Annotated in this window: 23 protein-coding genes and 1 tRNA gene; 4 read left to right on the top strand and 20 right to left on the bottom strand. The window is 71.0% G+C overall.

Going from position 1 to position 23,713, the window contains the following annotated elements; all coding sequences use genetic code 11:
* Nucleotides 1–39: 39 nt before the first annotated feature.
* Genes FB391_RS11070 through FB391_RS11055 form a run of 4 tightly spaced genes read right to left on the bottom strand, consistent with a single transcriptional unit; the run spans nt 40 to nt 3,472 of the window.
* Complete coding sequence (locus FB391_RS11070; protein ID WP_141894421.1) at nt 40–1,182, bottom strand: PQQ-dependent sugar dehydrogenase; 1,143 nt, start codon at nt 1,180–1,182, stop codon at nt 40–42.
* Nucleotides 1,179–1,655: a VOC family protein gene (locus FB391_RS11065; RefSeq protein WP_141894420.1), complete on the bottom strand. Its 477-nt coding sequence runs from the start codon at nt 1,653–1,655 to the stop codon at nt 1,179–1,181. The genes FB391_RS11070 and FB391_RS11065 overlap by 4 nt, the downstream gene beginning before the upstream one ends.
* Nucleotides 1,656–1,713: 58 nt before the next feature.
* The gene (locus FB391_RS11060; protein ID WP_141894738.1) at nt 1,714–2,781 is read right to left on the bottom strand and encodes a sensor histidine kinase; all 1,068 of its coding nucleotides are present in this window, start codon (nt 2,779–2,781) and stop codon (nt 1,714–1,716) included.
* A gap of 10 nt (nt 2,782–2,791) precedes the next feature.
* The gene (locus FB391_RS11055) at nt 2,792–3,472 is read right to left on the bottom strand and encodes a response regulator transcription factor (protein WP_141894419.1); all 681 of its coding nucleotides are present in this window, start codon (nt 3,470–3,472) and stop codon (nt 2,792–2,794) included.
* Nucleotides 3,473–3,558: 86 nt separating this feature from the next.
* Between FB391_RS11055 and FB391_RS11050 the strand changes: the two genes are divergently transcribed.
* The gene (locus FB391_RS11050; RefSeq protein WP_141894418.1) at nt 3,559–4,188 is read left to right on the top strand and encodes a M15 family metallopeptidase; all 630 of its coding nucleotides are present in this window, start codon (nt 3,559–3,561) and stop codon (nt 4,186–4,188) included.
* Nucleotides 4,189–4,267: 79 nt separating this feature from the next.
* On the opposite strand, the gene FB391_RS11045 is transcribed toward FB391_RS11050, so the two are convergent.
* From FB391_RS11045 to rplU, 10 genes are all read right to left on the bottom strand, one after another.
* Nucleotides 4,268–4,340 (bottom strand) — tRNA-Ala (locus tag FB391_RS11045).
* A 70-nt stretch (nt 4,341–4,410) separates the two neighbouring features.
* Nucleotides 4,411–4,791 carry a ribosome silencing factor gene (gene rsfS / locus FB391_RS11040; protein WP_141894417.1) on the bottom strand — a complete coding sequence of 127 codons (381 nt, stop codon included), beginning with the start codon at nt 4,789–4,791 and terminating at the stop codon, nt 4,411–4,413.
* Entirely contained in the window at nt 4,791–6,029 is a 1,239-nt protein-coding gene (locus tag FB391_RS11035) for a hypothetical protein (protein WP_141894416.1), read from the bottom strand. The genes rsfS and FB391_RS11035 overlap by 1 nt, the downstream gene beginning before the upstream one ends.
* Nucleotides 6,026–6,622, bottom strand: a complete 597-nt coding sequence (gene nadD / locus FB391_RS11030; protein ID WP_141894415.1) for a nicotinate-nucleotide adenylyltransferase — start codon at nt 6,620–6,622, stop codon at nt 6,026–6,028. Before nadD ends, FB391_RS11035 begins: the two co-directional genes overlap by 4 nt.
* A 10-nt stretch (nt 6,623–6,632) precedes the next feature.
* Nucleotides 6,633–6,857 carry a hypothetical protein gene (locus FB391_RS11025; RefSeq protein WP_141894414.1) on the bottom strand — a complete coding sequence of 75 codons (225 nt, stop codon included), beginning with the start codon at nt 6,855–6,857 and terminating at the stop codon, nt 6,633–6,635.
* A 55-nt stretch (nt 6,858–6,912) separates the two neighbouring features.
* Nucleotides 6,913–8,172 (bottom strand): glutamate-5-semialdehyde dehydrogenase, encoded by a 1,260-nt coding sequence (locus FB391_RS11020; protein WP_141894413.1) that lies wholly within the window; start codon nt 8,170–8,172, stop codon nt 6,913–6,915.
* Between the two features lie 33 nt (nt 8,173–8,205).
* Complete coding sequence (gene proB, locus FB391_RS11015) at nt 8,206–9,030, bottom strand: glutamate 5-kinase (protein ID WP_141894412.1); 825 nt, start codon at nt 9,028–9,030, stop codon at nt 8,206–8,208.
* Nucleotides 9,027–10,547, bottom strand: coding sequence for a GTPase ObgE (gene obgE / locus FB391_RS11010; RefSeq protein ID WP_141894411.1), 1,521 nt, complete (start codon nt 10,545–10,547; stop codon nt 9,027–9,029). Before obgE ends, proB begins: the two co-directional genes overlap by 4 nt.
* A 93-nt stretch (nt 10,548–10,640) precedes the next feature.
* Nucleotides 10,641–10,898 (bottom strand): 50S ribosomal protein L27, encoded by a 258-nt coding sequence (rpmA, locus tag FB391_RS11005; RefSeq protein ID WP_141894410.1) that lies wholly within the window; start codon nt 10,896–10,898, stop codon nt 10,641–10,643.
* Between the two features lie 18 nt (nt 10,899–10,916).
* The gene (rplU, locus tag FB391_RS11000) at nt 10,917–11,225 is read right to left on the bottom strand and encodes a 50S ribosomal protein L21 (protein WP_141894409.1); all 309 of its coding nucleotides are present in this window, start codon (nt 11,223–11,225) and stop codon (nt 10,917–10,919) included.
* Between the two features lie 161 nt (nt 11,226–11,386).
* Between rplU and FB391_RS10995 the strand changes: the two genes are divergently transcribed.
* Nucleotides 11,387–11,653, top strand: a complete 267-nt coding sequence (locus FB391_RS10995) for a DUF4031 domain-containing protein (RefSeq protein WP_141894408.1) — start codon at nt 11,387–11,389, stop codon at nt 11,651–11,653.
* Here FB391_RS10995 and FB391_RS10990 read toward each other — a convergent pair.
* Nucleotides 11,590–12,747 (bottom strand): glycosyltransferase, encoded by a 1,158-nt coding sequence (locus FB391_RS10990; RefSeq protein WP_141894407.1) that lies wholly within the window; start codon nt 12,745–12,747, stop codon nt 11,590–11,592. The two genes, FB391_RS10995 and FB391_RS10990, sit on opposite strands and share 64 nt — an antisense overlap.
* 71 nt (nt 12,748–12,818) lie before the next feature.
* A complete protein-coding gene (locus tag FB391_RS10985) occupies nt 12,819–15,251 on the bottom strand; it encodes an Rne/Rng family ribonuclease (protein ID WP_141894406.1) in 2,433 nt (810 codons plus the stop codon).
* A 317-nt stretch (nt 15,252–15,568) separates the two neighbouring features.
* Between FB391_RS10985 and FB391_RS10980 the strand changes: the two genes are divergently transcribed.
* Entirely contained in the window at nt 15,569–16,177 is a 609-nt protein-coding gene (locus tag FB391_RS10980) for a vitamin K epoxide reductase family protein (RefSeq protein ID WP_141894405.1), read from the top strand.
* A gap of 69 nt (nt 16,178–16,246) precedes the next feature.
* Here the strand turns inward: FB391_RS10980 and ndk are convergent, their stop codons facing one another.
* The 4 genes from ndk to ileS are packed head-to-tail and all read right to left on the bottom strand — an operon-like array spanning nt 16,247 to nt 21,896.
* Entirely contained in the window at nt 16,247–16,660 is a 414-nt protein-coding gene (gene ndk / locus FB391_RS10975; RefSeq protein WP_141894404.1) for a nucleoside-diphosphate kinase, read from the bottom strand.
* A gap of 18 nt (nt 16,661–16,678) precedes the next feature.
* Nucleotides 16,679–17,107, bottom strand: a complete 429-nt coding sequence (locus tag FB391_RS10970; RefSeq protein WP_141894403.1) for a DUF4233 domain-containing protein — start codon at nt 17,105–17,107, stop codon at nt 16,679–16,681.
* Nucleotides 17,104–18,462 (bottom strand): bifunctional folylpolyglutamate synthase/dihydrofolate synthase, encoded by a 1,359-nt coding sequence (locus tag FB391_RS10965; RefSeq protein WP_141894402.1) that lies wholly within the window; start codon nt 18,460–18,462, stop codon nt 17,104–17,106. Before FB391_RS10965 ends, FB391_RS10970 begins: the two co-directional genes overlap by 4 nt.
* The gene (gene ileS, locus FB391_RS10960; protein WP_141894401.1) at nt 18,459–21,896 is read right to left on the bottom strand and encodes an isoleucine--tRNA ligase; all 3,438 of its coding nucleotides are present in this window, start codon (nt 21,894–21,896) and stop codon (nt 18,459–18,461) included. The genes FB391_RS10965 and ileS overlap by 4 nt, the downstream gene beginning before the upstream one ends.
* 317 nt (nt 21,897–22,213) lie before the next feature.
* On the opposite strand from ileS, the gene FB391_RS10955 reads away from it, so the two are divergent.
* A complete protein-coding gene (locus FB391_RS10955; protein ID WP_141894400.1) occupies nt 22,214–23,704 on the top strand; it encodes a GH1 family beta-glucosidase in 1,491 nt (496 codons plus the stop codon).
* Nucleotides 23,705–23,713: the final 9 nt, after the last annotated feature.

Raw genomic sequence — 23,713 nt, 5'->3', positions numbered from 1 at the left:
CCGTAGCGTGCCGGGGTGCGTGGGACCGCGGCCGAGCGGTCAGGGGGACGGAGCGACGGGGACGCGCAGCAGCAGGTCGTCCTCCGGTCGCGGGTCGCCGCGGCCGTCGGTGTTGTTCGTCAGGAGCCACAGCGAGCGGTCCGGCAGGGCCACGGCGTCCCTCAGCCGGCCGAACTCGCCGGTGAAGGCGGCGACGGGTTCGCCGGCGACCGTTCCGCCGTCGGTGTCGACCTGCCACAGCCGCTCGCCTCGCAGTCCGGCGAGGAACAGCGTCTGACCGACTGCGGCGAGACCGCTCGGACTGGCCTCGCTCGTCGGCCACTGGGCCACCGGGTCGACGTACCCGTCACTCTGCGCGATCCCCTCCACGACCGGCCAGCCGTAGTTCTCGCCCGGCTCGATGCGGTTCAGCTCGTCCCACGTGTTCTGTCCGAACTCGCTCGCCCACATCGTGCCGTCCGCCGTCCAGGCGATCCCCTGCACGTTCCGGTGTCCCAAGGACCACACCCGGGTGCCCCAGGGATTGCCGGGCGCCGCGTCGCCGTCCGGCGTGAGCCGCAGGATCTTGCCGCCGAGTGCGTCGCGCTCCTGCGCGGCGTCGGGGCGGCCCGCATCGCCCGTCGTGACATACAGAAAGCCGTCGGGACCGAACGCGAGGCGTCCGCCGTCGTGGTTCCTGGCCTTCGGGATGCCGTCCAGCACGACCTCCGGCGCGCCGAGCTCGAAAGCGCCCGCGTCGCCGACGAGCGGCATCCGCACGACGCGGTTGTCGTCGGCGGCGCCGAAGTACGCGTACAGCTCGGGTCCGGTGGGAGCATCACGCAGAGCGAGTCCGTGCAGCCCGGACTCGCCTCCTGAGACGACGCCCGGCACGGCCCCGACGGTGCGCAGCACGCCGGCGGACGTCAGCTCGAGCACGACTCCGTCGTCGCGTTGCGAGATGAGGGCCCCGCCGCCGTCCAGCGGCACGACCGACCAGGGCGACGCGAGCCCCGACGCCAGCGTGGCGGCGTCCGGTGACACGCGCCACCAGCGCGCGTCCGGAGTCACCGAGGGCGATGCGGCGATGGTGGGGGCGACGGTCGACGGCGCGGGGCGCGGCTCTGCCGCCGTGCACCCGGTGGCGAGCGCCGACGCCAGGACGAGGCATCCGATCGCGCCGAACCGGGCACGGCAGCTCATGTGCCGGCCACGGCGGCCTCGAGCGCGGCGATGTCGATGCGGCGCATCCGGAGCATCGCCTGCACGGCGCGATGCGCGACCTCGGGGTCGGGATGCCGAATCAGCTCGATGAGTCGGTCGGGGATGACCTGCCACGAGAGCCCCCAGCGGTCTTTCAGCCAGCCGCACGGCTGCTCCTCTCCGCCGTCGGCGACGAGCGCGTCCCAGTACCGGTCGACCTCCGCCTGGTCGCGGCACGACACGTACAGCGACACAGCCTCGGTGAACGGGAACTGCGGTCCGGCATCCATCCCGAGATAGTCGCGCCCGCCCAGCCGGAAGTGCACGTGCATGACCTTGCCGCCCATGCCCGGCACCTCGTCGGGGTATCGGCTCATCGCGACGATCTCGGAATCGGGGATCAGCGCGGTGTAGAACGTGACGGCCTCCTCGGCCGTGTCGTCGAACCAGAGGAAGGGCGTCACGTCGGTCATGTCTCCCACCCTCGCGGACGCCCCGCAGCGGCGCAACGGGTGCACGCGGGACGAGACGTCAGGCCGGGCCGACGGGAAGACTCACCGTCACGCGCAGACCGCCGTCGGGCCGCCCCGCGAGGACGATCGTGCCGTCGTGCGCCTCGGCGATGCTCTTCGCGATCGCGAGGCCCAGCCCGACACCTGCGTGCTGATCGCCACGGGTGCGCTCGCTCCCCCGCTGGAACGGCTCCGTCAGGGTTCCGACGAGCATGGGGCTGAGCAGCGCGCCGGTGTTCTCCACCGTCAGCTGTGCGCGGTCGTCGTCACGCGCGGTCGTCACCTCGACCGTCCCGCCCTCCGGCAGGTTGTGGACGATCGCGTTGTGCACCAGGTTCGCGACGAGCTGCCGCAGCAGCGTCGGCGACCCGACCACGGGCACGACCTCGCCCGATGTCGAGATCGACACCCCGCGCGCCTCGGCGACGGGGAGCAGCGTCTCGGACGCGTCCTCCGCGACGAGCGACAGGTCGACGGACTCGCGCGCGAACGCCCGCTGCTCGGCCCGGCTGAGCACCAGCAGCGCCTCGGTCAGGTCGATCGCGCGCGTGTTGACCGCCCGCAGCCGTTCGATGAGCTCGTCCGCGTCTCGGTCGGGGTCGCTGCGCGCGACATCCAGCAGCGTCTGGGTGATCGCCAGCGGCGTGCGCAGTTCGTGCGATGCGTTCGCAGCGAACCGCCGCTGTTCGTCGACGTGCGCCTCGAGCCGGGCGAGCATCGCGTCGAAGCTGTCGGCGAGCTCGTGGAACTCGTCGTCCGGTCCGTCCAGCTCTATGCGGTGCGAGAGCGACCCGGCCGCGGCGCGACGCGTGGCATCCGTGATGCGGCGGAGCGGCGCCAGCATGCGGCCGGCGAGGATCCAGCCGCCCACGAGCCCGAAGACGAGCAGGAAGGCCAGCGCCCATGCCGCAGCGGGGGCGAAGGCGCGCACGAGGTCGCCGCGATTGGGGATGAACGGCCCCGGCCCGCTGATGTTCCCGTCGGGCACGTAGCGCAGCAGCCACACCCAGACCACCGCCAGCAGCAGTGCCCCGGCGATCATCAGGAAGCCGGCGTAGCTGAGCGCGAGCTTGAGCCGGACGCTCAGCCCTCGGCGCCTAGTCACCGTTCCCCTCGCCGTCCGTGTCGATGCGGTAGCCGACTCCCGGCACGGTCGCGATCACCCAGGGCTCGCCCAGGCGCTTGCGCAGCGCCGAGACCGTGATGCGGACGGCGTTGGTGAACGGATCGGCGTTCTCGTCCCACGCCCGCTCCAGCAGGTCCTCGGCGCTGACGACGCCGCCTTCGGCGGCGACCAGCACCTCGAGCACCGCGAACTGCTTGCGCGTCAGCGCGATGTGGCGGCCGTCACGGAACACTTCGCGACGGAACGGATCCACGCGCAGCCCGGCGAGCTCACGCACAGGCGGGCGGCTGTGGGCACGCCGGCGGTCGAGGGCGCGCAGGCGCAGCACGAGCTCCTGCAGCTCGAACGGCTTGGTCAGGTAGTCGTCTGCGCCGAGCTCGAAGCCGGAGGCCTTGTCGTCGATCCGGTCGGCCGCGGTCAGCATGAGGATCGGGATGCCGGTCCCCGACGCGACCAGGTGCGCGGCGATCTCGTCACCGGACGGTCCGGGGATGTCGCGGTCGAGCACCGCGATGTCATACGCGTTGACGCTGAGCATCTCCAGCGCGGTGTCGCCGTCGCCGGCGATGTCGGACGCGATGGCCGCCAGCCGCAGACCGTCGCGGATGGCCTCGGCCATCAGGGGTTCGTCCTCGACGACCAGCACTCGCATGTCCTCGATGCTACGAGGCGCCACCTATCGTCCGTGTAGCGAAAACCGCATACGCTGTGGCAACCCGCGCACGGGTGTGCTGGGGAATGCACAGCACACCCCATCCCGCACGAGTCCATCGCGCACTCGCCGGCATCGTCGTCGCACTCGCGCTGATCACCGCCGCTGTCGCCGGTCTGGTGGCCTACCGCGCCGCCGCGGCCGCACAGGCGCCCGCCGCCGGTGCGACGTCGGAGGTGGATGAGACGCATGACGGGGCGGTCACCGAGGCCGACGGCATCCTTCCCGATTCGGCCAGTCCGTTCGACGACGCCTCCCCCGGCGTCGCACGTCTGCAGCCCGCCCTGCTCGACGCGCTGCGCCGGGCGGCGACCGACGCCGCCGCGCAGGGCGTCGACGTCCGCGTCAACAGCGGCTGGCGGTCGGCGGAGTACCAGCAGCAGCTGCTGCAGGAGGCGGTCGCGCAGTACGGGTCCGAGGCCGAAGCGGCCCGTTGGGTCGCCACGCCGACCGCGTCGGCGCATGTCGCCGGTGAGGCCGTCGACATCGGCCCGTACGCCGCAGCCGACTGGATGATCGCGCACGGGCAGGACTACGGGCTCTGCCGCACGTACGACAACGAGGCCTGGCATTTCGAGCTGTACCCGGATGCGGTACAGAACGGCTGCCCGCGGCCCTACCGCGATCCGACGGAGGATCCGCGGATGCAGGGCTGAGCCATCGTCACCGCTGGGCCGTGGCGCCGGAACACCCGGACAAAGCGAAATCCCCCGGTTACCCGGGGGATTTCTTCGGTGGACCTGAGGGGACTCGAACCCCTGACCCCCTGCATGCCATGCAGGTGCGCTACCAGCTGCGCCACAGGCCCTGACCGTTCCCCGCTCTCGCGGGGCAACTCGTCTAGCTTACAACACCCGGAGGCATGCTCCGAACCACGGTCACTCCTCAGCGCCGGCGCGCGCGGGAAGCTGGATCGGGACGACGGGGCAGTCCTTCCACAGCCGCTCGAGGCCGTAGTAGACACGCTCCTGCTCGTGGAAGACGTGGGCGACGAGGTCGCCGAAGTCCAGCAGGACCCAACGAGACTCCTGACGGCCCTCGCGGCGAAGCCGCTTGTGGCCGGCCTCGAGGAGTTTGTCTTCGATCTCGTCGGCGATCGCGGCCACGTTGCGTTCGCTGCGGCCGGTCACCAGCAGGAAGATGTCGACGAGCGGCAGCGGCTCCGACACATCGAGCGCGACGAGGTCCTCGCCGCCCTTCGCGTCGGCTGCTGCCGCCGCGATCTGCAGCATGTCGAGCGACTGCGGGGTCGCGGTCATCAGAAGACTCCTGTCACGAAGGCGAGGATGAGGACGCCCACGAGGGCGAGTGCGAGCACACCGGCGGTCACGGCGAGCGCCATCATGAGCTTGCCGCCCTTCTCGGGCGCCGGGGGTTTGATGACCTCGCCGGGCATCTTCACCGTGCTGACGGCCGCGCTGGCGGCGATCGGCGTCGGCGACGAGTGCACCGGGAGTTCGCCGTCGACCAGCGTCGCGTCGATCTCCTTGCCGTCGGCGGTGCCCTTCGCATGACCCGTCGAGCCGAGCCCCTCGGGCAGGTTGAACGTGCCCGTGACGATGACCTCGCCCGTGGCGGTCACGGGTGCGACCAAGGCCGACACCTCGGGCGCCTGCGACACGATGAGTGCGCTCGGCAGCGCGATCGCCCCGGTGCTGCGCGAAAGCAGCTGGTCGAACGACGGCGGGATCTCAGGCGAGTGCTCGGCGTCACGCGCGGCGGCGGGTTCCGCGTCCGCTTCGAGCAGCCCCGCGCCGAACAGCGGGCTCACGACGGCCTTCTCCTCTTCGTCGATGGGGTGCTCGACACCGGCCAGGGCGGCGTCGAACGCATCGATCCCGGGATCCGCGTCCGCCTGCGGCTGGATCCACGACACCTGCGGCGCCGGCGCGGCGGCCGGAGCCGCTGCGACCGGAGCCGGGGTCTCGGACTCGGCCTCGCGGGGGATGCCGAACAGCGCGTGCATGCCGCTGTCGGTGCTCACCTCGCCCGACGCGGGCGACGCCACGAACAGCGAGGGCGTGGGCTCGGGGGCGGCAGCGGGCTGAGGCTGCGCGAACACCGGGTGCTCGACGACCGGCGCGGGTGCCGGATCGGGCGCCGGTGAGAAGGCGAACGCCGGGGCGCCGGTCGCCGCAGCGTGTGCGGCGACGACCTCGGGCGTGATCACCGGCACCGAGGCGGTGCGGATGCGCTCCTGCTGGCGCGCCTGGCGACGCGTCAGTGGCGACACGCCCAGGTCGACGCTCGAGTCCGCGACGGGCGCGGGCGGGAGGACGGCGGGCTCGGCCGGGCGCGGGAACGGTGCGGCTGCGGGGGCCGGGACGACAGCCGCCGGGGGCGGAGTCGGCGCGACGAACTCGACGGGTGCAGGGGCCTCAGGCTCAGGATCGGCGGTCGGGGCTGCGGTGATGACGGGCGTCGAGCCCGTGTTCCGCAGCTCGCGGATCTGCTTGCGGGTGAGGGCGGGCGATGCCGGTTGCTCGGGTGTACTCATTCCTTGCTCCGGTAGAGATGATGCTTCGCAATGTATTGGACGACCCCGTCGGGCACGAGGTACCACACCGGGTGTCCTCGCTGCACCCGATCGCGGCAGTCCGTCGACGAGATGGCGAGGGCGGGGATCTCGAGCTGACTGACGTCGTCGCTGGGCAGGCCGTCCGTGTTCAGCACGTGTCCCGGGCGAGACACAGCGACGAAGTGGGCGAGATCCCACAACTCATCATGGTCTCTCCAACTGAGAATTTGCGCTATGGCGTCCGCACCCGTGATGAAGAACAGCTCCGCGTCGGGGCGCTGGGCCTTCAGATCGCGGAGCGTGTCGATGGTGTAGGTGGGTCCGTCGCGGTCGATGTCGACCCGACTCACGGTGAAGCGGGGATTGGATGCCGTCGCGATGACGGTCATCAGATAGCGATGCTCGCTCGGCGAGACGTCGGTTTTCTGCCACGGCTCGCCAGTGGGCACGAAGACGACCTCGTCGAGGTCGAACCACTGTGCGACCTCGCTCGCAGCGACGAGGTGCCCGTGGTGGATGGGATCGAACGTCCCGCCCATGACCCCGACCCTCGAGGCCTTCGTGCCGACCATGCGGACTGCCTCAGTGGCCGTGCCCCGCTCGCTGGACGTCGTTGGCGTGGGCCTTGGCATACGCCTCGGCCTTCTGCGAGTGACGGTTGGCCACGTTGCGGTACGACAGGGTCACCATCGCGAGCGCGCCGAAGACGACCAGCGCCACGATGCCGTAGCCCACTGTCTCGAGGGCGACGTTGCCGGTGTGCTCCGCCTCTTCGGCGGCGATGGCGATGATCGTGGCGAGTGTCATTCGGGCTCCGTTTCGGGTTCGCCTCTGGGGCGCGGGACTGGACCAGTCTATTCCGTCACGCGCGGACTTGTCCGGAGCCGCGCGCCAGCCACTTCGAGCTGGTCAGTTCGGCCAGGCCCATCGGACCGCGTGCGTGCAGCTTCTGCGTCGAGATGCCGACTTCGGCGCCGAACCCGAACTCGCCGCCGTCGGTGAAACGGGTGGAGGCGTTGGCCATGACGACGGCCGAGTCCACCTCGGCCAGGAAGCGTGCCTCGCTGGCGGCATCCTGCGTGATGATCGACTCCGTGTGGTGCGTCGAATAGCGACGGATGTGGTCGAGGGCGTCGTCGAGGTCGTCGACCACGCGCATGGCGAGGTCGAGGCTGAGATACTCCGTGGCCCAGTCCTCGTCGGTTGCGGGCGTGACACCCGCGGCGAGCCGTGCGACCGTGGGATCGCCGTGGACGGTCACGCCGCCGGCCTGCAGCGCCGCGACCACCGGGCCGACCAGGCGCTCGGCGGCGGCGCGGTGCACGAGCACGGTCTCGACGGCGTTGCACACGCTCGGGCGCTGGGTCTTCGCGTTGACGACGATGTCGCGTGCCCACTCCAGGGGCGCGGATTCGTCGAGGACGATGTGGACGACCCCGGCGCCGGTCTCGATCACGGGCACCGAGGACTCGGTGACGACCGTCTCGATCAGCTGCGCGCTGCCGCGGGGAACCAGCACGTCGACGATCCCCCGGGCGTGCATCAGCTCTCGGGCGCCGTCGCGGCCGAAGTCGTCGACCGTCTGGATCGCCTCGGGATCGATGCCGCGCTCCCCCAGCGCGCCGCGCATGGCGCGCACGAGAGCCGCGTTGGTGAGCTCGGCAGCCGTTCCGCCGCGCAGCACGACGGCGTTCCCGGAGCGCAGCGCGAGGGCGGCGATGTCGACCGTCACGTTCGGACGCGCCTCGTAGATGGAGCCGACGACGCCGAAGGGCACGGAGACCTTGGTCAGCGAGACGCCGTTGTCGAGGGTCCGCTCGTCGATCACCCGGCCGACCGGGTCCGGGAGCGCCGCGATCTCGCGCACCGCGGCAGCGAGGGCGGCCACGCGCGGCTCGTCGAGCCGCAGGCGATCCTGCAGTGCGACCGACAGGCCGCTCTCGCTGCCCCGGCGCAGGTCCTCGCCGTTCGCCGCGACGATGTCGGCCGCGGCGGCCTCGATGGCGTCCGCGATCGCCAGCAGCGCGTCTCGCTTCTCGGCGTCGCCGAGAAGGCCGATGCTTCGCGCCGCGTCCTTCGCGAGGAGCATGCGTTCGCGAGCCGTGGTGGCGGTGGTGGTCATCCGTCCAGTTTAGGACCGCCGGAACCTCGGCGATCAGCCGGTGCGGACGACGCCGGTGATCGGTGAGCGTGAGGGCACGGGATGGGGTTCGAACCACGTGCCGATGTCGTCACCGGCCAGCGCTTCGCCGACGAGGTCGGCACTGGTGACGAGGACGCCGATCCCGGATGCCGCCGCCAGGCGCGCGGCCGAGACCTTCGTGGCCGCGCCGCCGGTGCCGACGCTGTTGACGACGACGGAGCCGAACTCGAACCCGTGCAGGTCGTCGTCGAAGGCGACGTTCGAGATCGGCAGGGCGCCCGGCTCGTCCGGTGGACGCGTGTACAGGCACTCGATGTCCGAGAGCAGCACCAGCGCGTCGGCCCCGATCAGCTGCGCCACGAGCGCGGCGAGCCGGTCGTTGTCGCCGAAGCGGATCTCGTGCGTGGCGACGGTGTCGTTCTCGTTGACGACGGGGAGGATGCGCAGGCCCAGCAGGCGCTCCATCGCGCGCCGCGCGTTCTCACGGTGCGTGGCGTTCTCGAGGTCGCCGGCCGTGAGCAGCACCTGCCCCGCGACGATCCGGAACGGCCGAAGCGCCTCCTGGTAGCGGTAGATCAGGATGTTCTGCCCGACGGCGGCGGCTGCCTGCTGGGTCGCGAGGTCCGTGGGCCGCTCGTCGAGGAGGAGGAAGGGCATACCGGTCGCGATCGCTCCGGACGACACCAGGACCACCTCGGTGCCGCGCCCGTGCGCGGCGGCGAGAGCGTCGACCAGCGGTCGGATCTTGTGGGCGTTCTCGCCGCTGATCGACGACGAACCGACCTTCACCACCACGCGCCGCGCGGTGGGGATGTCACCGCGCTCGCGGGTGCTCACTCGTCGTCCTCGTCGTCCCAGTCCGGGCTCGGACCGCGCTCGGCGAGGCGCTCGGCCTCGAGCTCGGCCCGCGCCTCCGCCTTCGCGTCCATCATGTCGTGGTACATGTCGCGGCGCTCCGACGTGGTGCGGCGGGTGCTGCGCAGCAGACGGGGGTCGGTGCCGCGCGGGGCCGTCATGAGCTCGGCGGTCGACGACACGGACGGCTCCCAGTCGAACACGATCCCGTCGCCCTCGCCGATGACCACGGTCGCGCCCGGCACGGCACCCGCGCGGTAGAGCTCGTTCTCGACGCCCAGCTTCTCCAGGCGGTCGCCGAGATAGCCGACGGCCTCTTCGTTCTGGAAGTCGGTCTGCTGCACCCACTTGAGCGGCTTGTCGCCGAGGATGCGGTAGACGTTGCCGTACGTGCCGCCCTCGACGCGGATGCTGAACTCCTTGTCGGCACCCTTGGGGCGGATCACGATCCGCTCGGGCGCCGGCGCGGCGGCCTGCTCGGCGCGGTGCGTCGCCACGATGTCGCCCAGGGCGAAGGTCAGCTGACGCAGTCCCTCATGGCTTACGGTCGAGATCTCGAACACGCGGAACCCGCGCTCTTCGAGATCGGGGCGCACGAGATCGGCGAGGTCCTTCGCCTCCGGCACGTCGACCTTGTTGAGCGCGACGAGCTGGGGGCGCTCGAGGAGCGGCAGCTGGCCTTCGGGCACGGGATACGCGTCGAGCTCCGCGAGGATGACGTCGAGATCGGTCAGCGGGTCACGGCCCGGCTCCAGAGTCGCGCAGTCGAGGACGTGGACGAGGGCCGTGCAGCGCTCGACGTGGCGCAGGAACTCCAGGCCGAGGCCCTTGCCCTCGCTCGCCCCTTCGATGAGGCCGGGGACGTCGGCCACGGTGAAGCGCACGTCACCGGCCTGCACGACACCGAGATTGGGGTGCAGCGTCGTGAACGGGTAGTCGGCGATCTTCGGTCGCGCCGCCGAGATCGCGGCGATGAGGCTCGACTTGCCCGCGGACGGGAAGCCGACCAGCGCGACGTCGGCCACGGTCTTCAGCTCGAGGAGCACGTCGCCGGTCCATCCCGGCGTCCCGAGGAGCGCGAAGCCGGGCGCCTTGCGCTTCGGAGTGGCCAGAGCCGCGTTGCCGAGCCCGCCGAGGCCGCCCGGAGCGGCGACGAAGCGCATGCCCGGCTCGATCATGTCGACGAGCGTGTGCCCGGACGTGTCCTTCACCACGGTGCCCACCGGGACGGCGAGTTCGAGCGATTCGCCGGCCGCACCCGAGCGGTGGTCGCCCATGCCGAAGCCGCCGTTGCCGGCGGAGCGGTGCGGCGAGTGGTGGTACGACAGGAGTGTCGTGACCTGCGGGTCGGCGACGAGCACGACGTCGCCGCCGTGACCGCCGTTCCCGCCGTCGGGGCCGGCGAGCGGCTTGAACTTCTCGCGCTTGACCGAGACGCAGCCGTTGCCGCCCTTGCCTGCGCTCAGATGGAGCGTCACGCGATCGACGAACGTGACCATGCGGTCCCCCTCAGGCCTGGGTGCTCCCCAGCGTAAAGGGAAGGGGCGAGCCGAAGCCCGCCCCCTCCTCGAAGTGTGTGTGAACCCGGTGGATTACTCCGCCGCCGCCACGATGTTGACGACCTTGCGGCCGCCCTTCTGGCCGAACTCGACCGAGCCGGCGGCCAGCGCGAACAGCGTGTCGTCGCCACCGCGGCCGACGTTGGCGCCCGGGTGGAAGTGCGTGCCACGCTGGCGGACGATGATCTCGCCGGCGTTGACGGCCTGGCCGCCGAAACGCTTCACGCCGAGGCGCTGAGCGTTGGAGTCACGACCGTTGCGGGTGGAGCTTGCGCCCTTTTTGTGTGCCATCTCTGCGTCTCCTGTGGCTTACTTGATGCCGGTGACCTTGACGCGCGTGAGGTCCTGACGGTGCCCCTGGCGCTTCTTGTAGCCGGTCTTGTTCTTGAACTTCTGGATCACGATCTTCGGGCCGCGCTCCTCACCGAGCACCTCGGCGGTCACGGTGACCTTCGCGAGCTTGTCGGCATCGGTCGTCACGGCGTCGCCGTCGACGAAGAGCACCGCGGGGAGCTCGATCTTGTCGCCGACCTTCGCGGCCTGGCGGTCGAGAACGACGATCGTGCCGACCTCGACCTTCTCCTGCCGGCCGCCGGCGCGCACAACTGCGTAAACCACTTCACACCTGTTTCTTCTGGGAGCACGCGCACGCGCTCATGACGTCAACGAAGACTTGGTGCGGATGTCTCGACGCACCAAGGGTCTACTTTACCAGATGCCGGAACAGTCCGCGAAAGCGCACGACGTCGTGTCGTGCCACGCATGAATAGTATCTGGACGTGACCATCCTGATCGACGACCCGCGGTGGCCCGCTCACGGGCGGCTGTGGGCCCACCTCGTCAGCGACGAGTCGGTCGCCGAGCTGCACGCGTTCGCCCAGGCGAACGGCATCCCTCGCCGCGGCTTCGATCTGGACCACTACGACGTCCCCGAAGAGGCGCACGCCCGGCTCATCGCCGCCGGAGCTGTGCACGTCGACGGTCACGAGCTCGTGCGGCGCCTCATCGCGTCGGGCTTGAGGGTCAAGGCGCGCGACCGGCACTGACGCCGTTCACGCGCCTGCCGACATCTCGAGCACCCTCGCAGCGCGAGCAGGCCCGTCGAACGCCCGTACGGCCTCCCCAGCCGCTGCGCGCGGTCGTGCACGACGGGATCGGCCAGCAGCGCGCGGATCGCCGCCCGGATCGCATCCGGGTTCGAGCGACGGGACATCGTCAGCCCGACGCCGGCCCGCGCCACGGCACGCCCGACCCGCGGCTGGTCCGACGTGCCGTCCAGTGGCAGCGCGAGCACCGGCACCCCGTGCGCGAGCGCGGCCAGGGTGGTGCCGTGCCCGCCGTGCCCCACCACCACCGAGGCGGACGGGAACAGCTCATGATGCGGCATCCATTGGCGCACCTCGACCGCGCGCGGCACGCGCAGCTCGGTGGCCGAGATCGCGGGGCCCAGCGTCACGACGACACGGGCGTCCAGGGACTCCGTCGCATCGAGGACGCGCTGCCACGTCGCGACCAGGTCGGGGAACCGGAAGGTGCTGAGGCTCACCACCACGGTCGGCTCGGGCGGGCTCGCGGCGACGGCGGCGGTCATGGCGCCCGCATAGACGACGGCGCCGGGGGCCGCCGCCAGGGCGGGCTGCGGTGCGAACGGTGCGACGAGGGCGGGAACGGATGCGACGAGGATCGGCATGGCGTGCGAGCGGGGCGCTCCCACCCGGACGCCGCGCACCCAGCCGATCGCGCCGAGGGCGCGCATGCCCGAGGCCAGGAAGCCGTGGAGCGTGTGCTCCAGCACGGCGTACCGCCGGCCCATGCGATCGAGGGTGTCGAGGACGCCGATCAGCAGGCAGTCCACCACGACCACATCGGCCGGATGCTCGACCAGGAGGGCGACGGTGTCATCCGCGATGCCGTGGTCGAAGACGAGGCGCAGCAGGCCCCGCGGGCCGGCGTCGAGCACGAATCCGGGGGCGCTCGCGTACGCGGTGAACGGGAGTCCTGCCTCGCTGTAAGCGTCGGCCTGCGAGTCGTGCCCGAGCACGAGCACATCGTGCCCGCGGCGCTGCAGGGCGCGCGCGATCGCGATCGTGGGCATGCGGTTGCCGCCGCCGTCCCACGTCACGAACACATAGCGCGCCATGGCGCCTCCCCAGGTCCCCGCGGCCAACAATAGCGACCGGAGGACCCGAGGCGACAGTGTCTGACGCGGCGTCAGTCCTCGGTGGGCGTGTGCGGCACCGGCGTGCCCGTGAGCGCCGCCGTCGTCACGCGACGCCGCGATCGGCCCTGACCGGGCGCTTTCGGCTCGGGGAGGGCGTTGAGCACCGAGTCCAGCAGCATGTCCTTCTCGGTCTTCGGCTTCGGCTCCTTCTTGGCCGACGACTCCGAGCGCTTCTTGCGCGGCTTCTTCGGGCGTTCGACGGGAGCCTCCTCCACGGGGGCGGCGGGGGCCGCTTCGTCGCTGTGGTGGATCGTGGATGCCGCGATCTGGGCGAGGGCGGACTTCATGCCCTCGGTGATCACGTGGGTGCCCGTCGAGCCGTTCGAGGCCGGCGGCGTGCTGCTGCTGCCGCCGCGCGGACGACGGCCGCCCGAAGGGGCGGCGCCGGCGCCGGGCGCGCGGTGCTTGACGACCGGGTCGTGGTGCACGATGAGCCCGCGGCCCGCGCAGACCTCGCACGGCTCGCTGAAGGTCTCGAGGAGCCCCAGACCGAGCTTCTTGCGGGTCATCTGGACGAGGCCGAGCGAGGTGACCTCGGCGACCTGGTGCTTCGTGCGGTCACGGCTCAGGCATTCGACGAGTCGGCGCAGCACGAGGTCGCGGTTGGACTCGAGCACCATGTCGATGAAGTCGACCACGATGATGCCGCCGATGTCGCGCAGGCGCAGCTGGCGGACGATCTCTTCCGCGGCCTCGAGGTTGTTCTTGGTGACCGTCTCTTCGAGGTTGCCGCCCGATCCGACGAACTTGCCGGTGTTGACGTCGACGACGGTCATCGCCTCGGTGCGGTCGATGACGAGCGACCCACCGGAGGGCAGCCACACCTTGCGGTCGAGCGCCTTCTCGATCTGCTCCGTGACGCGGAACTCGTCGAACGGGTCGTGGTCGCCCTCGAAGCGCTCGACGCGCTCCAGCAGGTCGGGGGCCACGGACTCGAGGTATTTCGTGATGGTGTGGTGCGCGTCCTCGCCCTGGATCAGCATCTTCGAGAAGTCCTCGTTGAAGACGTCACGGACGATCTTGACGAGCAGGTCGGGCTCGGAGTGCAGCAGTGCCGGGGCCTGGATCGTCTCGACCTGCTTGGAGATGTGCTCCCACTGGTTGGTGAGACGCTGCACGTCGCGGGTGAGCTGGTCCTCGGTGGCGCCCTCGGCGGCCGTGCGGACGATCACGCCCGACGACTCGGGGAGCACCTCCTTGAGGATCTTCTTCAGACGCGCCCGCTCGGTGTCGGGCAGCTTGCGCGAGATGCCGTTCATGGCGCCGCCCGGCACGTACACGAGGTAGCGACCGGGGAGCGAGATCTGGCTGGTCAGGCGCGCGCCCTTGTGCCCGACCGGGTCCTTGGTGACCTGCACGAGCACGCGGTCGCCGGTCTTCAGCGCGAGTTCGATGCGTCGCGGCTGGTTGCCCGTCTCGACGGCATCCCAGTCCACCTCGCCCGAGTACAGCACCGCGTTGCGGCCGCGGCCGATGTCGACGAACGCGGCCTCCATGCTGGGCAGCACGTTCTGCACGCGGCCGAGGTACACGTTGCCGATCAGCGACGCGTCCTGGTTGCGGGCGACGTAGTGCTCGACGAGCACGTTGTCCTCCTGCACGGCGATCTGGATGCGGCCGTTGCGCGAGCGCACGATCATGACGCGGTCGACGGCCTCGCGGCGCGCGAGGAACTCGGCCTCGGTCACCACCGCCCGACGTCGGCCGGCCTCACGGCCGTCCCGGCGGCGCTGCTTCTTGGCCTCGAGACGCGTGGAGCCCTTGATGCGCTGCGGCTCGGTGATGAGTTCGACGGCGCGCTGTCGCGGCTGCGACGGCTCGGAGGGAGCGGATGCCTCGTCCCGGCCCTCTCCGCCGCGGCGACGGTTGCGACGGCGCGAGGTGCCGGAGGCGGCCGCTTCGGGCTCGGGCTGCGGCTCGCGGCCCGGACGCGCGGGAAGCGGGACGACCGCCGGCGCGTAGAAGTGCAGGTCGGTCGAGACGGCCGACACGAAGACCTCGGGAAGGAGTCCCAGGCTGACAGCCGTGGCCGGTCCCGCAGCTTCGGCGGCGGGCTCGGACTCCGCGGCGGGGGCTTCCGCCGCCGCGGGCTCGGTCGCCCCGGGCCGGGCCGCATCGGGCTGGGCCGCCTCGGCCCGGGCCGCCTCCGGCTCGGTCGGCTCCGCGCCGTCGTCCTCGGTGCCGGCGGCGGTGTCGACCGCCTCCGGCTCCCCCGCGCCGCCGTCGGCCCCTGCCGTCTCGGTGGCCGCGGCCGCGGCATCCTCCTCGCCGGCCTCAGCGGTCGGCTCGGCGGGCGTCTCAGCGACCGGCTCCGCCTCAGCGACCGGCTCCGCCTCAGCGGACGGCTGCGAACCGGAGTCCGCGTCTAGCGGCGCGTCCGATTCGGTCTGAGGGGTGAATTCTGCATCGGTTCCATCAGCCATCACTGGCGTACTCCTAGCGGGACGACACCGCGCGTCGCCCGGCGAAATCTCGTGCGGCGCCGCCCGTGCCCTCTGGACGGGGCGGTGCCGCGAACTCACTCGGTCTGCAGCGGAGGTCCGGCACTAGGCGGATGCTCGCGCTGCCAAGGGCATTCGTCGCCCTGAAGTCTTCTGGTGATGATCGGTGCGGCGCGGCCGCTCGTCATCGACCCCCATTATCGCACTTCCCCCGGCAGAATGCCCATTCGCGCCGCGCCGTGGGTTTCGCACGGTCCTCGGCTGGGCATCCGCGCAGGCGCCGATGCCATAATCCGAGCATGGTCACATCCCCCGCCGAGCGCCCGGAGGCGCGGACGCACTACGCCCTCGCCCTCGTGCTGATCGTCGGCGGTCTGCTCGGTCTGCTGGCATCCTTCGCGCTCACGATGGACGACATCAACCTGCTGAAGAACCCCGAGACCGCCCTGACCTGCAACGTGAACGCCGTGGTGAACTGCGGCAAGAACATCGAGTCGTGGCAGGGCAGCGTCTTCGGCTTCCCGAACCCGATCCTCGGGCTGATGATGTTCCCGGCTCCGGTGGTGGTGGGCTTCGCGCTGCTCGCCCGCGCACGGTTCGCCGGCTGGTTCTGGTGGATCTTCAACGCCGGGCTGCTGTTCGCGATCTCGTTCGTGTACTGGCTGGCCTTCCAGAGCATCTTCGACATCGGCACGCTGTGCCCGTGGTGCTCCCTGGTGTACCTCGTGACGATCCCGATGTTCCTCGCCGTCACCGTGCGCAACCTGCGTGCGGGGCTGGCGGGGCGCGCGCTCCAGAAGGTCGGTGACGCCATCGCAGGCTGGGTGCCCCTTATCGCGATCGCCGGCTACGTCATCATCTTCGGCGCCGCCCAGCTGCACCTGAACATCCTCGCGACGCTCTTCTGAGCCGCACCGATCGACGCACAAGGTCGGGACGCCTCCCTGCGGAGGCGCCCCGGCCTTGTGCGTCGGGGATCAGAACCAGATGTCGAGCTCGCGCGCCGCCGACTCCGGGCTGTCGGAACCGTGGACCAGGTTCTGCTGCACCTTCAGGCCCCAGTCACGGCCGAAGTCGCCGCGGATGGTGCCGGGCGCCGCGGTCGTCGGATCGGTGGTCCCCGCGAGCGAGCGGAAGCCCTCGATGACGCGGTTGCCGGCAAGCCGGATGGCGACCGACGGTCCCGACATCATGAACTCCACGAGCGGCTCGTAGAACGGCTTGCCCTCGTGCTCGGCATAGTGGCGCTCGAGCGTCTCGCGGTCGGGCTCGACGAGGCGGATGTCGACGAGGGCGTACCCCTTGGCCTCGATGCGGGCGAGGATCGCGCCGGTGAGGCCGCGGGCGACGCCGTCGGGCTTGACGAGGACGAGGGTCTCTTCGGTGGCCATGGGCAGTCTCCGTTCGGATCAGACTTCTTCGGTGCGGTTCGGGGGATCGGCCGCCAGCCGCGCGTTGCGACGGTCGAGAGCGGCCCCCTTGATGGTGGCATACCCGTACATGACGCCGAAAATGACGGCGACGATCGCGAAGGCCGGCACGAGGAACGCACCCAGCAGCACCACGACCTGCAGCGCCCAGCCGACGATGATGCCCCACCGGTACCGCGTCACGCGGGTCGTCGCGATCATGAGGACCGCGACGACGACGCCCGCGACGATCCCCCACCAGGGCTCGATCCCGTCGGGGAACGCCTTGAGGCCGTACACGACGAGTCCGCCGAGGAACGCCACGATCGACTCGAAGCCGAGCACGATCGTCGCGAGCGACTCCTCCGCCCCTCGCGCGCGCCGCACCCGCGCCCGGGGCTCGGCACCGGCGGATTCGGAGCCGGTCACTCGCTCCACCCGGCCTTCCAGTCCTCGGCCGCCGACAGCGCGAGCGCCTCACCGGCGAGCACGACCGATCCCGCGATGATGACGGCGCGGCGATCGGATGCCGCCGCCCAGGCGCGTGCCGCGTCGGAGGCCTCGGACAGATCGCGGTGGACCGATACACGCAGCTCGTGCGCCTCGGCGAGGTCCGCGATCGCGTCGGCCTCTTCGGCACGGTCGGAGTCCGGCGTCGTCGCGAACACATGCGCCGCGACCGGGGCGATCGCGTCCACGATGCCCGCGGCATCCTTGTCGGAGAGGACTCCCAGCACGACGCCCCACTCGTCGAAGTCGAACGACTCCCGCAGCGCGGTGACCAGAGCGCGCGCGCCGTGCGGGTTGTGTGCGGCGTCGACGAGCACCGTCGGCGCCGCACCGACGAGCTGCAGGCGGCCGGGTGAAGTGACCCCGCCGAGTCCGTCCGCCAGCACGTCGCCCGCGATCGGCTGTGAGCCCCCGCCGACGAGCGACTCGACGGCGGCGATCGCGAGCGCCGCGTTGAACCCCTGATGCGCGCCGTAGAGCGGCAGGTACTCGTCCTCGTAGGTGGCGGCGAGGCCGCGCACGGTGATCTGCTGCCCGCCGACGGCGAGCCGCTGCTGCGCGAGGGCGAACTCCGCGCCCTCGAAGGCGATCGACGCCCCGTGCGCTTCGGCGGCGGCGCGCAGGACGGCTTCGGCCGCGGCATCCTGGCGCGCCGAGACTACGGCGGCGCCGTCCTTGATGATCCCGGACTTCACGGTCGCGATCTCGGCGATGGTGTCGCCGAGGCGATCCGCGTGGTCGAGGTCGATGGGCGCGAACACCGCGACGTCGCCGTCCGCGGTGTTCGTCGAGTCCCAGGCGCCGCCCATGCCGACCTCCAGCACGAGGACGTCGATGGGCGCGTCGGCGAAGGCGACGAACGCGAGCACCGTCAGCAGCTCGAAGAAGGTGAGCGGGGCGTCGTCCGCGGCCTCGAGCTCGGCATCGACGAGGTCGACGAACGGGGCGATCTCGTCCCACGCGTCGGCGACCGCGGCGTCCTCGATCGGCTCGCCGTCCACCATGATGCGCTCGGTGAAGCGCTCCAGGTGGGGGCTCGTGAACAGTCCGGTGCGCAGCCCGTGTGCGCGCACCAGGCTCTCGATCATGCGGCTCGTGGAGGTCTTCCCGTTGGTGCCCGTGACGTGCACGACGCGGTACGTCCGCTGCGGATCGTCGAGCAGCTCCAGGACGCGGCGCGTCCGCTCGACGCGCGGCTGCACCCACCGCTCCCCCTGCCGCTGCAGGAGAGCCTCGTAGACGGCGTCGGCCCGACGCCGGTCGCGATCGCTCATGACGAGGCCTCCGCCTTCGTGACGGCCACCGTGAACTCGCCGCGGTTGGCGAAGGTCCCCGCGGGGAAGGTGGCCTGGTGGTCATGGCTGTCGACGAGCGCGTCAGGTGCGACGAGCACGGCGTGCTCGACCGCGAGGGTCTCGCCCGCCACATCCGCGATGTCGAACGCCGACTGCACAGCGGCGCCGTCCTGCGCGTCGTCGAAGACGAGCGTCAGCCGGATGCGGTCGCTGACGTCGAAGCCGGCCGCCTTGCGGGTGTCCTGCACGGCGCGGATGACGTCCCGTGCGAGGCCCTCGGCCTCCAGCTCGGGCGTGGTGGCGGTGTCGAGCAGCACGAAGCCACCCTCCGCCAGGAGGGCGATCGCCGTCCCCACCTCGACCCCGCCGGCCTCGAGGGTGAGCTCGTACTCGCCCTCCTGCAGCGCGACGCCGTCGACGACGACGACGCCGTCGCGCTCCTCCCACACTCCCGACTTCGCGCCGGCGATGACGTGCTGCACCTGCTTGCCCAGGCGCGGACCGGCGGCCCGCGCGTTGACGCTCAGCCGCTTGCTGATCCCGTAACGCGTCGACAGGTCGTCGGCGAGCTCGATCAGCTCGACCGCCTTGACGTTGAGCTCGTCGCGCAGGATGCCGTCGAACTGACCCAGGGCGGCGGCATCCGGAACCGCCACCGTCAGGCGCGGCAGCGGAAGGCGCACGCGGCGGCCCTCCTTCTTGCGCAGGGCGTTCGCCACGCTGGACACCTCTCGCACCGCGTCCATGGCGGTGCGGATGTCGGCGGCCTCGGGGAACAGCGATGCGTCCGGCCAGTCCTGCAGGTGGACGCTCCGACCGCCGGTGAGGCCCTGCCACACCTTCTCGGACACGAGCGGGATGAGCGGCGCGGCCACGCGGGTCAGCGTCTCGAGAACCGTGTAGAGCGTGTCGAACGCCTCGCGGCTCTTCGGATCGTCCGAGACGCCCACCCAGAACCGGTCGCGCGAGCGCCGGATGTACCAGTTCGTGAGCGCCTCGGTGAAGTCGCGCAGCTTGGCTGCGGCGAGCGTCGAGTCGAGCACCTCGAGGTCGGCGGCGACGTCGCGCACGAGATCGCCGGTCAGGGCGAGGATGTACCGGTCGAGCACGTCAGTCGAATCCGTGCGCCACGACGCCTGGTAGCCCTCGCCCGCTGAGCCCGTCGAGGGGCCTCCGGCGGCGTTGGCGTACGTCGCGAAGAAGTACCAGGCGTTCCACAGCGGCAGCAGGAACTCCCGCACGCCGGCGCGGATGCCCTCCTCGGTGACGATGAGGTTGCCGCCTCGCAGCACCGAGCTCGACATCAGGAACCAGCGCATCGCGTCGGAGCCGTCGCGGTCGAACACCTCGCTGACGTCGGGGTAGTTCTGCAGCGACTTCGACATCTTCAGCCCGTCACTGCCGAGCACGATGCCGTGGCACGACACGCCCGTGAATGCGGGCCGGTCGAACAGCGCCGTCGACAGCACGTGCATGACGTAGAACCAGCCGCGCGTCTGCCCGATGTACTCGACGATGAAGTCCGCCGGCGAGTGCTCGTCGAACCACTCCTGGTTCTCGAACGGGTAGTGCACCTGCGCGTAGGGCATCGAGCCGGAGTCGAACCAGACGTCGAAGACGTCCTCGATCCGCCGCATGGTCGAGCGGCCGGTCGGGTCGTCGGGGTTGGGCCGCGTCAGGTCGTCGATGTAAGGACGGTGCAGGTCGACCTCGCCCTCGGCGTTGCGGGGCAGCCGGCCGAAGTCGCGCTCGAGCTCTTCCAGCGAGCCGTAGACGTCGATGCGGGGGTGCTCGGGGTCGTCGCTCTTCCACACCGGGATCGGCGATCCCCAGTAGCGGTTGCGGCTCACCGACCAGTCGCGCGCACCCTCGAGCCACTTGCCGAACTGGCCGTGCTTGACGTTCTCGGGCACCCACGTGATCTGCTCGTTGCCCGCGAGCATGCGGTCCTTGATGTCGGTGACACGCACGAACCAGCTCGACACGGCGCGGTAGATGAGGGGGTTGCGGCACCGCCAGCAGTGCGGGTACGAGTGCTCGTAGCTGGCCTCGCGCAGCAGGCGCCCCTCCTGGCGCAGCAGCCGGATGAGCGGCCGGTTGGCGTCCATCCACAGCTCGCCGGCGACGTCGGTCACCTGCGGCAGGAAGCGCCCGCCGTCGTCGAGGCTCATGATGAGCGGGATGCCGGCGGCCTCGGTCACCCGCTGGTCGTCCTCACCGAACGCCGGCGCCTGGTGCACGATGCCGGTGCCGTCGCCGGTGGTGACGTAGTCGTCCACGAGGATCCGCCAGGCGCTGCCGGTGTTCCAGATCGAGGCGTCAGCGTAGTAGTCGAACAGGCGGTCGTACGCGACGTCCTCCAGCTCGGTGCCCAGCAGCGTCTGCTCGACGGCCTCGCGCGCCGCTTCGGCCGAGTCGTAGCCGAGGTCCTTCGCGTAGCCCGCGAGCAGCTCCTCGGCGAGGAGGTAGCGGTGCGACTCGGCCTCGGCGTGCTCGTCGTCGCGGTGCACGTCGGCGGCGCCGTTCGGGCCGCCGGGCACGACGACGTAGCGGATGTCGGGGCCGACGGCGAGCGCGAGGTTGGTCGGCAGGGTCCACGGCGTCGTCGTCCACGCGAGGGCGCGGACACCGGTGAGGCCCAGCGACTCGGCCTTCACGCCGACGAGCGGGAACGTGATGGTCACCGACGGGTCCTGACGCATCTTGTAGACGTCGTCGTCCATGCGCAGCTCGTGCGCCGACAGCGGCGTCTCGTCGCGCCAGCAGTACGGCAGCACGCGATGCCCTTCGTACGCGAGGCCCTTGTCGTAGATCGTCTTGAACGCCCACAGCACGGATTCCATGTACGTGAGGTCGAGCGTCTTGTAGCCGCGCTCGAAGTCGACCCAGCGCGCCTGCCGGGTGACGTAGTCCTCCCACTCGCGCGTGTAGGCGAGCACCGACTCGCGCGACTTGGCGTTGAAGGTGGCGATGCCCATCGCCTCGATCTCGCTCTTCTCGGTGATGCCGAGCTGCTTCATCGCCTCGAGCTCCGCCGGGAGGCCGTGCGTGTCCCACCCGAAGACGCGGTCGACCTTCTTGCCCCGCATGGTCTGGAAGCGCGGGAACAGGTCCTTGGCGTAGCCGGTGAGCAGGTGACCATAGTGGGGCAGGCCGTTGGCGAAGGGCGGACCGTCGTAGAAGACCCACTCGTCCGCGCCGTCGCGCTGCGCGATGGACGCGCGGAAGGTCTGGTCGGCCTCCCAGAACGCGAGCGTCTGCTGCTCGATCTCGGGGAAGCGCGGGCTGGGGACGACAGGGCCCACGCGCCCCGAGGCTCCGGACGGCGCGCCAGCGCCGTTTGGAGAGGGCGTGGGGAAGGCTGGCGCCGCGTCGGCGGCGGGGCCGAAGGCGGAGGGGCGGGGGTAGGTCATCATCTCTCGCAGGTGCTCGCTCGTGTGCTTCCTGCCGGGACGATCCGCCTGGATGCGGATCCAGGCCTACCGCGGTACCACCCTGCATTGACGGATGCCGTTCGCCCGGCATCCATCCCCTCTCACTGCGGCTGTGACGGGCCTGACCCGTTCGGTTCTAGTGACGGGACGTGGCCCCGCGTTCTTCCGAAGACTCCCCGGTGATGGCCGGATCGATGTCGTTGGGCTTGATTCTACCCGGCGGCGATGCGATAGGCTGTGCGACGCGTGGGAGCGCTCCCACGCGTCACCAGGAGTTCCCGCACACGAAGGCGACGATGCCCACTCCCCTGCGCCGCGACGGCGACCTTTCCCGCCGCACGTTCCTGCTCGCCACCGGCGGGATCACCCTCACCGCCGCCCTGGCCGCCTGCGCGCCGGGCAGCCCGAGCACCTCGCCGACCGGGACGCCGACGCCGTCCGCGTGGATGCCGCCCACCGAGCCGATGGCCTTCCCGAAGGGGTACACGTGGGGTGCGGCCACGAGCTCGTTCCAGATCGAAGGAGCCTTGACGGCCGACGGCCGCGGACCCTCCGTGTGGGACACGTTCGCCGCCCTTCCCGGCAAGATCGCCGACCGGTCCACGGGCGACCCCGCCGCCGACCAGTACCACCGGTACGCCGACGATGTCGCCCTCATGAGCTCGCTCGGACTCGGCGCCTACCGCTTCTCGATCTCGTGGTCGCGCGTGCTGCCCACCGGCGCCGGCGACGTGAACCAGGCGGGTCTCGACTACTACCGCCGCCTCGTCGACGCGCTCGTCGGCGCCGGCATCCGCCCGGCCATCACGCTGTTCCACTGGGATCTGCCCCAGGCGCTGCAGGATGCCGGCGGCTGGGCGACGCGCGACACGGCCGCGCGCTTCGCCGACTACGCGGCGATCTGCTTCGACGCGCTGGGCGACTCCGAAGCGGATTGGCTGACCGTCAACGAGCCGAAGACGCACGCCTTCGTCGGCCACTGGTACGGCACGCACGCACCCGGACTGCGCAAAGCCGATGCCGCGGCTGCCGCCGTGCACCATCAGCTGCTCGCGCACGGGCTGGCGGTTCAGCGGTTCCGTGACAGCGGTGCGCCCGGCCGCATCGGCGCCGCGCTCAACCTGATCCCCGTCATCGCGACCGAACCGGACTACCCCGAGGCCGCGACCTTCACCGACGCGCGCGAGAACCGGCTCTTCCTCGACCCCGTGCTGAAGGGCTCGTACCCCGATGACGCGATCGGCGACCGGCCCGGTCAGCTGCCCGCCGATCCCGCGGCCTTCGCCGCACTGCAGCAGCCCGGCGACCTCGAGGTGATCTCGGCCCCGTGCGACCTGCTCGCGATCCAGTACTACGGCGTCACCGGCGTCGACGGGATCGGCAACACCGTCGAAGTGGCTCCGACCTCCCTGGCGAGCTGGCAGCAGATCGACCCGCAGGGTCTGTACGACCTGCTCGTGCGGCTGAAGGACGAGTATCCGGCGATCCCGCTCATCATCACCGAGAACGGCATCCCCGACCCGACCGGCGATCTCACCGTGGACGACCCCGACCGGATCGAGTTCCTGCGGGCGCACCTGCAGCAGGCCGCCCGCGCGATCGGCGACGGGGTGCCCCTCGAAGGGCACTACGTGTGGTCGCTGCTCGACAACTTCGAATGGGCGGAGGGCTACACGCAGCGCTGGGGCATCGTCGCTGTGGACTTCGAGACGCAGGAGCGCACGCCGAAGAAGAGCGCGGGCTTCTTCTCGGACGTCATCGCCGCGAACGCGGTGGCACGGGACTGACGCCGGGCG

It is taken from the genome of Microbacterium kyungheense, assembly GCF_006783905.1.
GTDB lineage: Bacteria > Actinomycetota > Actinomycetes > Actinomycetales > Microbacteriaceae > Microbacterium > Microbacterium kyungheense.
Note: the sequence above shows the minus strand (reverse complement) of the source record. Positions and strands in the feature narration are given on the sequence as shown.

Bases quoted from the DNA above. Each gene is read 5' to 3' on its own strand.
- ileS (WP_141894401.1), bottom strand. From the start codon at position 21,896: ATGACCTACCCCCGCCCCTCCGCCTTCGGCCCCGCCGCCGACGCGGCG.
- FB391_RS10985 (WP_141894406.1), bottom strand. From the start codon at position 15,251: ATGGCTGATGGAACCGATGCAGAATTCACCCCTCAGACCGAATCGGAC.
- FB391_RS11050 (WP_141894418.1), top strand. From the start codon at position 3,559: ATGCACAGCACACCCCATCCCGCACGAGTCCATCGCGCACTCGCCGGC.
- FB391_RS11020 (WP_141894413.1), bottom strand. From the start codon at position 8,172: ATGACCACCACCGCCACCACGGCTCGCGAACGCATGCTCCTCGCGAAG.
- FB391_RS11065 (WP_141894420.1), bottom strand. From the start codon at position 1,655: ATGACCGACGTGACGCCCTTCCTCTGGTTCGACGACACGGCCGAGGAG.
- FB391_RS10990 (WP_141894407.1), bottom strand. From the start codon at position 12,747: ATGGCGCGCTATGTGTTCGTGACGTGGGACGGCGGCGGCAACCGCATG.
- rpmA (WP_141894410.1), bottom strand. From the start codon at position 10,898: ATGGCACACAAAAAGGGCGCAAGCTCCACCCGCAACGGTCGTGACTCC.
- rsfS (WP_141894417.1), bottom strand. From the start codon at position 4,791: ATGACCGCGACCCCGCAGTCGCTCGACATGCTGCAGATCGCGGCGGCA.
- FB391_RS11035 (WP_141894416.1), bottom strand. From the start codon at position 6,029: ATGAGTACACCCGAGCAACCGGCATCGCCCGCCCTCACCCGCAAGCAG.
- obgE (WP_141894411.1), bottom strand. From the start codon at position 10,547: ATGGTCACGTTCGTCGATCGCGTGACGCTCCATCTGAGCGCAGGCAAG.
- FB391_RS10965 (WP_141894402.1), bottom strand. From the start codon at position 18,462: ATGAGCGATCGCGACCGGCGTCGGGCCGACGCCGTCTACGAGGCTCTC.
- nadD (WP_141894415.1), bottom strand. From the start codon at position 6,622: ATGGTCGGCACGAAGGCCTCGAGGGTCGGGGTCATGGGCGGGACGTTC.
- ndk (WP_141894404.1), bottom strand. From the start codon at position 16,660: ATGGCCACCGAAGAGACCCTCGTCCTCGTCAAGCCCGACGGCGTCGCC.
- FB391_RS11055 (WP_141894419.1), bottom strand. From the start codon at position 3,472: ATGCGAGTGCTGGTCGTCGAGGACGAACCCCTGATGGCCGAGGCCATC.
- FB391_RS10980 (WP_141894405.1), top strand. From the start codon at position 15,569: ATGGTCACATCCCCCGCCGAGCGCCCGGAGGCGCGGACGCACTACGCC.
- FB391_RS11070 (WP_141894421.1), bottom strand. From the start codon at position 1,182: ATGAGCTGCCGTGCCCGGTTCGGCGCGATCGGATGCCTCGTCCTGGCG.
- FB391_RS10955 (WP_141894400.1), top strand. From the start codon at position 22,214: ATGCCCACTCCCCTGCGCCGCGACGGCGACCTTTCCCGCCGCACGTTC.
- FB391_RS11025 (WP_141894414.1), bottom strand. From the start codon at position 6,857: ATGACACTCGCCACGATCATCGCCATCGCCGCCGAAGAGGCGGAGCAC.